The 6,961-nt window shown below is 73.8% G+C and carries 5 protein-coding genes; 3 read left to right on the top strand and 2 right to left on the bottom strand.

Features of this window, described 5'->3' with window-relative positions; genetic code table 11:
- The first annotated feature begins 81 nt into the window (after window positions 1-81).
- Window positions 82-1,482, top strand: a complete 1,401-nt coding sequence (gene radA / locus GFD30_RS13995) for a DNA repair protein RadA (protein ID WP_153025813.1) — start codon at window positions 82-84, stop codon at window positions 1,480-1,482.
- Window positions 1,483-1,715: 233 nt separating this feature from the next.
- Window positions 1,716-2,141 carry a hypothetical protein gene (locus GFD30_RS14000; RefSeq protein WP_153025814.1) on the top strand — a complete coding sequence of 142 codons (426 nt, stop codon included), beginning with the start codon at window positions 1,716-1,718 and terminating at the stop codon, window positions 2,139-2,141.
- A gap of 238 nt (window positions 2,142-2,379) precedes the next feature.
- On the opposite strand, the gene GFD30_RS14005 is transcribed toward GFD30_RS14000, so the two are convergent.
- Window positions 2,380-2,757: a MerR family transcriptional regulator gene (locus GFD30_RS14005; RefSeq protein ID WP_153025815.1), complete on the bottom strand. Its 378-nt coding sequence runs from the start codon at window positions 2,755-2,757 to the stop codon at window positions 2,380-2,382.
- Window positions 2,758-2,814: 57 nt separating this feature from the next.
- Between GFD30_RS14005 and GFD30_RS14010 the strand changes: the two genes are divergently transcribed.
- Window positions 2,815-3,567 (top strand): alpha/beta fold hydrolase, encoded by a 753-nt coding sequence (locus tag GFD30_RS14010; protein WP_153025816.1) that lies wholly within the window; start codon window positions 2,815-2,817, stop codon window positions 3,565-3,567.
- A gap of 85 nt (window positions 3,568-3,652) precedes the next feature.
- On the opposite strand, the gene GFD30_RS14015 is transcribed toward GFD30_RS14010, so the two are convergent.
- On the bottom strand, window positions 3,653-6,391 hold the full coding sequence (locus GFD30_RS14015; protein WP_194201969.1) for an AAA family ATPase: 2,739 nt from the start codon (window positions 6,389-6,391) through the stop codon (window positions 3,653-3,655).
- Window positions 6,392-6,961 lie beyond the last annotated feature (570 nt).

A 6,961-nucleotide genomic window follows, 5' to 3' on the forward strand; every position in this document is an offset into this window, starting at 1 on the left:
TTCCCCGTGGCGCCGCGCGGGTCCGGCGGCACCGGCGGCGCTTCGAACGCCCCTGTCGGTCCCGGCCCGTAAGCTGGCGCCATGCCGAAGAGCCAGCGAATCGCCTACGCGTGCGGCGCATGCGGGGTCCGCGTCCCCAAGTGGGTCGGCCAGTGCCCCGAGTGCGGCGAATGGGGCTCCATGGAGGAGACCGCGGCGCCGCCGCGCCAGGCCGCGGGGCCCGCGTCGGCGTCGACCGGCGCGCGACGGCCCGCGATGCCGGCGATGCGCATCGGCACCGTCTCCTCGGAGCAGGCCGCGAGCCTGCCCACCGGCATCGGCGAGTTCGACCGCGTCATGGGCGGCGGCATCGTCCCCGGCGGCGTGACCCTCATCTCCGGCGAGCCCGGCGTCGGCAAGTCGACGCTGCTCCTCGAAGTCGCACACCGGTTCGGCGAGGCCGGGTACGGCCGCGCGCTCGTCGCCACCGGCGAGGAGTCCGCGGCCCAGGTCCGCCGCCGCGCCGACCGCACCGGGTGCCTCTCCGAGGAGCTGTACCTCGCTGCGGAGACCGACCTCGGGGCGGTGCTCGGCCACATCGAGGACGTCAAGCCCGGCCTGCTCGTCCTCGACTCGGTCCAGACGGTGATCGCGCCCGACACGGACGGCGTCCCCGGCGGCGTGACCCAGGTGAAGGCCGTGGCCACGGCGATCACGCAGGAGGCCAAGGCGCGCAACATGGCCGTGATCCTCGTCGGGCACGTCACGAAGGACGGCAACATCGCCGGGCCGCGCGCCCTGGAGCACCTGGTCGACACGGTCGTCCACTTCGAGGGCGACCGGCATTCGATGCTGCGGCTGCTGCGCGGGGTGAAGAACCGGTTCGGCCCCTCGGACGAGGTCGGCTGCTTCGAGATGACCGAGGACGGCATCGTCTCGCTCGCCGACCCCTCCGGCCTGTTCCTTGACGACGCGCCGACCGAGCCGACGCCGGGCACGTGCGTGACGGTGACGATGGAGGGCCGCCGCGCGGTGCCGGTCGAGGTCCAGGCGCTCCTGGGCAAGTCGGTGAAGGACGGCGCGATCCCGCGGCACACGGTCTCCGGGCTCGACCAGGCCCGGTTGAACATGGTGCTGGCAGTGCTGACGCGGCGCGGCGGGATGCGCCTGCTCGACCGCGAGGTGTACGCGACCACGATCGGCGGCATCCGGGTCCGCGAGCCCGCCTTGGACCTGGCGCTGGCGCTGGCGCTGGTGAGCGCCGAGCAAGAGATCGCGGTGAGCGCGGACCTGGTCGCGATCGGCGAGGTGAGCCTGACGGGCCAGGTCCGCCGGACGGTGAACGCCGACCGGCGCATCAGCGAGGCCGCGCGCCTGGGCTTCAAGACGGCGATCGTCCCGAAGGGATCGGTGTCCGAACGCCACCGCATCGAGGTGGTCGAGGTCGAGACGATCAACGACGCCAAGCGGGCCGCCGCCCGGACCTGGGCCCGCCGCGGCTGAGCACCGCGGTCGTGTCGGACCCGCCGGGCACAGTTGCGATCCGGGGGCCCGACCCCAAGGGCGGAACAGGCTTCCGGTGTGCCCGGATTCTGATGTGGATCGACTTCGCCGACACGCTGCCGTGTCGGCCTGGGCGTCCTCGCCGGCCGACGCCGGCCCTGATGGCCTGCGGGACTTCGGGGATGCGGCCGGGAGAACCGGGTGCAGTGGCCGCGGGTCCCTAGACTCGCGGCATGAGCGGCTCCCAGTTCAACGGCCTGGTGATCGGCGCGATCGTGCTCGTCGCGGCGCTGGTCATCGCCATGGCCTTGTCGAATCCCAAGGCCAGGGCGCGTCGCGCCGAGGCGCGGCGCAAGCGCGCGGAGATGGCCGAGCTGCGGTCGCGGCTCAGCGCGAATGCGCGGCGGACCTACGACAAGCAGTTCGGCAAGTCCCGCAAGCGAAGCGGCGCGAACAGTTCGAACTCCGACAGCGGGTCGGCGTACACGCCGCTGTACGCGGGCGACTCCGGCGGCGCCGGCTCCCGCGGATCCGACTGCGACACCGGCGGTTCCAGCAGTTCGAGCGGCTGGAGCTGGGGCGGAAGCGACTCCGGGGGCGGCTGGGGCGGTGGAGGCGACTCCGGCGGCGGCGGTGGAGACGGCGGCGGGAGCTGCTAGCCGAGACCGGGCGCGCAAGGCCACGGCCGGGAGGGGCGAGTCGTTCGAGCGGCTTCGGGCCGCAGGTCCGAGCGCGGCCGCATGAGCCATCGGCCGGCGCTCGGCGCGAACGCGGCCGGCGCTCGCCCGGCAGGCCGGAGCTGTGGCCGCCGACCAAGCCCAGGTCTCGGCGAACCAGCCCGAACCGGTCCGGGTCTCGACCGGGCCACCCGGACCGGTCCAGGTGTCGGCCGGACCGCTAGACCCGGTCCGGATCCGGGTCGAACGGGCGGCTCAAGGCCGTCTTCACTTGGCCCGCAAGGAGGCTGCGCTTCTTGGCGAGTTCGGCGATCTGCTCGTCGAGCCGGTCGAGGCCGACGTTGAGGACCGTGCGCGAACGCTCGCAGTGCTTGAGTCCGTCCGAGGTCGAGCAGGGCATGAGTTCGCGGATCGCCTTCGTCGGCAGCCCGGCCTCGAGGAGCTCCCGGATCACCGCGACCCGCTCCGGGGCGTCCTCCGTGTACGAGCGGTAGCCGTTGGCGTCGCGTTCGGAGTGCAGCAGTTCCTGCTCCTCGTAGTAGCGCAGCAGCCGGGCGCTCACTCCGGTCCGTCGCGACAGCTCACCGATCAGCACCATGACCTCCGACACAAGCGTTTGACCTTCACACTGATGTCAGACCATAACGTCGGCGGCATGACGAACATTTCGCTCACCACCAGCGTCACCGGTTCCGGCCCCGGCATCGTCCTCGCGCACGGCGCGGGCGGCGGCATCGAGGCGAACTTCGGGAGCCTCGTCCCCCTCCTCGCCGAAACGCACAGGGTCACCGGCTCCGACTACCCGGCCGACGACACGCCGCTGGAGCTCGACGCCCTCGCGGACGCCCTGGTCGCCGCGGCCGCCACCGAGCGGTTCACGATCATCGGCTACTCGCTCGGCACCGCGGTCGCCGTGCGCGCGGCCGTCCGCCACCCCGACCGCGTGGCCGGCCTCGTCCTCGCGGCCGGTCTCGCCGAGGCCGACAACCGGGCGCGGCTCGCGCTCGACCTGTGGCAAGCGATCCTCGATGCCGGCGACCGGGACGCCTTCGCGCGCTTCGTCCTCAGTTCGGCGTTCAGCCGGGACTTCGTGAACGCCCTGTCCCCGGAGCAGGTGGCCGCCATGGTGAAGGGGACCGCGGCGGCCGTCCCGGGCGGCGCGCTCGCCCAGGCGGCCCTGGTCCGCGCGGTCGACACCACCGGCGACCTCGCGTCGATCGCCGTCCCGACGCTCGTGATCGAGGCGACCGAGGACCTCCTGCTCGACCCGGCCAACCAGCGCTATCTCGCCGAGCACATCCCCGGCGCCGAACACGTCCGGATCGAGGCCGGACACGTCCTCATGTTGGAGCAGCCGGACGCCTGGCACCGCGCCGTCCTGGACTTCCTGAAGCGCCGGGGCCTCTGAGGCACCGGCCCGCCCGGCGCGGCAGGCGCGGGGCACGCGTCCGCGCGGCACCGCGAATCCGGCGGCGGGCTCGACCGGGACGGCGCTACAGGCCGAGCTTCGCGAGTTCGGTCCTCGACGCGACGCCGAGCTTCGGATACGCCTTGTACAGGTGGTATCCGGCGGTGCGGGGGCTGAGGAAGAGCTGCTCGCCGATCTCGCGGTTGCTGAGTCCGGCCGCGGCGAGGCGGACCACCTGCAGCTCTTGGGGAGTGAGCTTCCCGGCGAGGTCCGGCGCCGCTTCGACGGGTCCGGCGTCGCCGGCGGCGCGGAGTTCGCGGCGCACGCGTTCGGTCCACGGTTCGGCGCCGAGCCGCTCGAACACCGCTGCGGCCGAACGCAGGCGGCTCTTGGCCTCGTTGACGCGGCGGGCCCGGCGGAGCCATTCGCCGAGGAGTAGGTCGGTGCGGGCGGACTCGAACGGGAAGCCGTGGCTCGCGAGTTCGGCGGCGCGGTGGAGCTCCGCGGCCCGCTCGTAGTGGGCGCCGGCGTCGGCGTCGCTCGCGAGCAGGCCGCGGCAGCGCTCGACGAGCGCGGCGAAGTGGTCGTGGCCGGAGGCCTCGGCCCATGCGGTGTACCAGGCGAACGCGGATGCGGCGCGGTCCGGGTCGCCGGCGCGGACGGCGGCCTCGACGGCGACGGGCACGTACGGGAGCGCGTCGCCGGGGGCGCTGGAGTCAAGCAGGGCCATGAACCGGTCGAGGGCGTCCTCGTTGCGGCCCATGGAGAAGTCGAGCAGTGCCGTGGCGATGTCGATCGGGACGAGGTGGTTGCCGGGGGAGTCGAGCGCGGCGGCCTCGACGAGGTCGCGGACGCGGTCGGCCTCGCCGCGGAGGGCCGCGATGGGGGCGAGGACGTAGGCGCGGGACTTGACGGGGCCGATCTTCTGGCCGAGCTCGACCGAGAGTTCGACGGCGCTCCAGGCGAGCGCTTCGGCGTCCTTCCAGCGGCCGCGGTGGAACTCGGTGAGGGCGTTCAGGGTCAGCGCGCGCGGCAGGGCCCCGGCGGCCCCGGTCTCGCGGGCGAGGCGGACGGTCGTGGCGGCGGTCTGCTCGGCGGCCTCGATGTCGCCGACGAGGGTCTGCCACCAGGCGACCATGGCGCGGTTCTCGGGGGTGACGGCGTCGCCGAATCCGACGTGGATCGCGATGAGCCGCCGCAGGGCCTCGACCGCATCGGTGACCGTGTACGTGCAGGAGCGGTTGAACCCGGCGGTGGCGACCGCGAGGTCGCGGACCCACGGGGAGTGGTCGATGGCGAGCCGTTCGGCGTGGTCGGCGGCGACCTCGGCGCGGGAGAAGTCCCCTGCCTGCCAGGAGAGTTCGACGGCCCGGAACAGCGGGTAGCCGGCGGCCTCGGGCTGGGCGGCCGTGTAGTGGTCGGCGGCCTCCATGTAGAGGCGGTACGCGTCGCGCACATCGTTGTCCCAGGTGGCGACCATGGCGGCGATGAGGCAGGCGCGGGCGTGCACGGCCCGGTCGCTCGAGGACCGTCCGATCTGGAACGTCAGTTCGCGAGCCTTGGGGCCGTTGCCGGCCGCGGCGGCCGCCTCGGCGGCGCGCAGGAGCCGCCGACCGCGTTCGGGCCCTTCGGGGGTGAACTCGGCGGCGCGTTCGAAGGTCGTGTACTCGAAGCCGTGGCCGCCGCACTTGGCGCCGCATTCGGCGGAGGCCTCGAGCGCGGCGGCGATCTCCTCGTCGGGGCCGGTCGCGGCGGCGGCGAGGTGGAAGGGCCGCCGGTGGTCGTCGGGGTCCATGACCTCGGCGAGGACCCGGTGGGCCTCGAGCCGGCGGTACACGGGCGCGTTCTGGTAGGCCGCGGAGCGGATGAGCGGGTGGCCGAACGTGAAGCGGCCGCCTTGGAAGCGGACGAGGTCGTCGGCTTCGGCGGGGGCGAGGTCGGTGAGCTGCGCGCCGAGTTTCGCGGCCGCGTCGAGGACGAGGCCGGTGTCGGCGGTGTCGGCCGCGGCGATGAGCAGCAGGAGTGTGCGGGTCGCCTCCGGGAGCCCTTCGATGCGGTCGCCGAAGACCTGCTTGAGGCGGGTGGTGGTGGAGGGCGAGCCGGTCCAGTCGGCGGCCAGCCGCGTGTCGGGTTCGACCGCGGGCAGCGCCAGGAGCGCGAGCGGGTTGCCCTCGGCGGAGTGCAGGACCCGGCTGCGGGCGTCGAACGGGAGCGCGGAGAACCGCTCGGACAGGAGCGCCCCGGCGGCCTCCTCGTCCAGGGGCCCCAGGCGCATCTCGTCGAGCCCGGGCGTGGGGAAGTCGGGCGCGTAGCCTTCGCGGACGGTCAGCAGCATCGCGACCGGTTCGGCGGCAAGGCGTTTGGCGAGAAAGAGGAGCACGTCGGCGGAGTCGGGGTCGAGCCAGTGGGCGTCGTCGACGACGCACAGGACGGGCCGCTGGGCCGCGGCCGCACCCAGGAGGCTCAGTGCGGCGAGGCCGACGGTGAACTGGAGGTGGGCGGGCGGGGCGGCCTTCTCGGGGACCGCTTCGAGGCCCAGGGTCCGCGAGAGCACGCACGCGTGGTGCTCGGGGATCGACTCGAGGTGCCCGGTCAGCGGCAGCAGCAGCGCCTGGAGGCCCGCGAAGGACCAGGCGTGCTCGGTCTCGACGCCGGTGCAGCGAAGGACGGTGAAGTCCGCGGCGGCCTCGGCGGCGGCCGCCACCAGGCTCGACTTGCCGATCCCGGCCTCGCCCCGCACCACCAGCGCCGACCCGCGGCCCTCCCGGGCGCGGGCGAGGCGGTCGGCGAGGGCGGCGGTCTCCGTGTCGCGTCCGTACAGCACGGGTCCAACGGTACCGCCGCCCGCCGGATCCGCTCGGGATCGGAAGGCGCCGTCGCTCTGATCCGGCGGCAGTCGCTCGGCATCCAAGGTGGGGGGACCGGATCCGGGGGGCGGGGACCGGATCAAGGGTCGAGGGACCGGATCCGGGGTGCACGGGTCCTGATGTGGGAGTGCAGGGCACGGATGCGGGAGGGTCCGGATGTCGAGCGCGCTCGCTCCGCGACCTTGCGGTGCGCCGGAAGGGGTCGCGGCCGTTGCGATCCGGTCGCTTTCACCCGGGCGCATCGCGGCCGCTGCCGGCCCGATCGCGGTCCAGCGCATCGGGCGTCGCCCCCGCCACCGGTCCGGGACGCCCTCCCGCAGACGAGGCGGGCGCGGATCCCGGTCCCGGTCGCCCGATCCGCGACCGGGGCACCGGGATCCGCCGCCGGGCGCCGCCTAGTTGTGATGTTCAGGGACGTTGTTCCGTGGTTGTAGCGGATTCGTCTGACAGGTGAAGGCCTCCGGTTGTGAAGTGGAGCTGCTGAATGCACTGCTTCACGACCTGGAGGCCTTCATGTCCCACGCTAA

Source organism: Glycomyces albidus, assembly GCF_009451885.1.
GTDB lineage: Bacteria > Actinomycetota > Actinomycetes > Mycobacteriales > Micromonosporaceae > Glycomyces > Glycomyces albidus.

Excerpts from the sequence above, each read along its gene's own strand:
- radA (WP_153025813.1), top strand. The coding sequence starts at position 82 with ATGCCGAAGAGCCAGCGAATCGCCTACGCGTGCGGCGCATGCGGGGTC.
- GFD30_RS14000 (WP_153025814.1), top strand. The coding sequence starts at position 1,716 with ATGAGCGGCTCCCAGTTCAACGGCCTGGTGATCGGCGCGATCGTGCTC.
- GFD30_RS14005 (WP_153025815.1), bottom strand. The coding sequence starts at position 2,757 with ATGGTGCTGATCGGTGAGCTGTCGCGACGGACCGGAGTGAGCGCCCGG.
- GFD30_RS14010 (WP_153025816.1), top strand. The coding sequence starts at position 2,815 with ATGACGAACATTTCGCTCACCACCAGCGTCACCGGTTCCGGCCCCGGC.